Genomic DNA, 1,745 nt, shown 5'->3' on the forward strand with positions numbered 1-1,745 from the left:
TGTGATACATCTTTTATTCTATAAGCACCTGATAGGTCTATTACTTTTTTATTGTTATCTAAAAGCTTTTTGACAGTTTCAAGTGATGCTTCGTGAGGAAGTGCTAAGAAATAATAGTCTGCTGATGTGTAGTCTAAACTTTCATCAAAAATAAGGTCTTCAAAAGGGCTTTTAATAAAAAAAGGGAAAACCTCTTTTAAGGCTTTCCCTGCGTATTGTCTTGATGTTATTTGAACTATTTCAATTTCTTTATAAAGGATTAATACTCTTAAAAGCTCAATGCCGGTATATCCAGACGCTCCGGCAATAGAAACTTTAATAGACATTTCTTAACGTTTAGACCATCTGTATTTAGCTCTTGCACCCATTTGAGCGTATTTCTTACGTTCTTTAACTCTTGCATCCCTTGTCATAAGTCCAGCTTTCTTTAATACCGGTCTTAATTCTGGATTGTATGCTTCTAATGCTTTTGCTATTCCATACATTACAGCTTCTGCTTGTGCAGGCTTACCGCTGCCTTTCACAGTTGCATAAACATCAAACTTTCCTAAAGTTTCAGTTATAACAAATGGCCTGTTTATTTTTGCCATTAAGATATCTCTTTCAAAATATTCTTTAGCTTCCCATTCTTTATTTGAAGAAGATTTAACAATAATTTTTCCTGTTCCTCCAGGTATTATCCAAACTCTTGCTACAGCTTCTTTTCTTCTTCCTGTTCCATATTTTGCAGTTTTTGGGTCAACTTTCATTAATTTAGCTCCCAAATTCTAAACCTCCTTAAAAATTCTTCCACATAGGAACTATTTCATCAATTGGTTTTGGCTTTTGAGCCTGATGATTGTGCTCACTTCCTTTATAAACTTTGAGCCTTTTCATAAATCTTTTTTGAAGTTTATTTTTAGGAAGCATTCTTTCTACAGCAAGTCTAACAACTTCTTCAGGTTTATTTTCAAGCATCCATTTTAATGTTCTTGTTTTTAATCCACCAGGATAGCCAGAATATGAATGATAAAGTTTAGCTGTTTCTTTATTTCCTGTGTAAGATATTTTATCTGCATTTAGAACAATAACAAAATCACCTACATCCATATCTGGCTGGAAATAAGGCTTGTGTTTTCCTCTTAAAACATTTGCTATTAAAGTTGCAAGTCTTCCAAGAGTTTTTCCTGTAGCGTCAACAACATACCACTGTCTCTCTATCTCATTAACATTTGGACGATATGTTTTCATTTACAGCAACTCCTTTCCAAAATTTAGTATATACAGAAAGAATATTATCTAATATATATTTTTTGTTGTCAAATATTTTACCAAAATGTTAAACTAATTTCTAAAAATTAAAGATTTTAGGAGGATTTTATTGAAAAATTTTAAGGATTTACCTGCTGAGGAGCAATTAAAATACATAAAAAAAGGAACAATTGAAATAATATCAGAAGAAGAACTTGTTGAAAAATTAAAAGAAGGAAGACCTTTAATTGTAAAAGCAGGTTTTGACCCAACTGCCCCAGACCTTCATCTTGGACATACTGTTTTACTCCAAAAACTTAGAACTTTCCAACAACTTGGACATACTGTTTACTTTATTATAGGTGATTTTACAGCTATGATTGGCGACCCTTCTGGTAGAGATAAAACAAGACCACCATTAACAAAAGAGCAGGTTTTTGAAAATGCGAAAACCTATAAAGAGCAGGTTTTTAAAGTTTTAGACCCTGAGAAAACTGTAGTTGTCTTTAACAGCG

General features: G+C 32.4%; 3 protein-coding genes and 1 pseudogene. 1 reads left to right on the forward strand and 3 read right to left on the reverse strand.

Features of this window, described 5'->3' with window-relative positions:
* From HG1285_RS02860 to rplM, 3 genes and pseudogenes are all read right to left on the reverse strand, one after another.
* A pseudogene (locus HG1285_RS02860) lies at positions 1 to 326 on the reverse strand (N-acetyl-gamma-glutamyl-phosphate reductase); the annotation flags it as partial.
* 3 nt (positions 327 to 329) lie between these two features.
* Positions 330 to 749, reverse strand: a complete 420-nt coding sequence (gene rpsI, locus HG1285_RS02855) for a 30S ribosomal protein S9 (protein WP_032497052.1) — start codon at positions 747 to 749, stop codon at positions 330 to 332.
* A gap of 28 nt (positions 750 to 777) precedes the next feature.
* Entirely contained in the window at positions 778 to 1,230 is a 453-nt protein-coding gene (rplM, locus tag HG1285_RS02850; RefSeq protein WP_008289021.1) for a 50S ribosomal protein L13, read from the reverse strand.
* A gap of 124 nt (positions 1,231 to 1,354) precedes the next feature.
* Between rplM and tyrS the strand changes: the two genes are divergently transcribed.
* The coding region (tyrS, locus tag HG1285_RS02845; RefSeq protein ID WP_083793139.1) for a tyrosine--tRNA ligase at positions 1,355 to 1,745 on the forward strand (391 nt) is incomplete at its 3' end.

It is taken from the genome of Hydrogenivirga sp. 128-5-R1-1 (genome assembly GCF_000171895.1).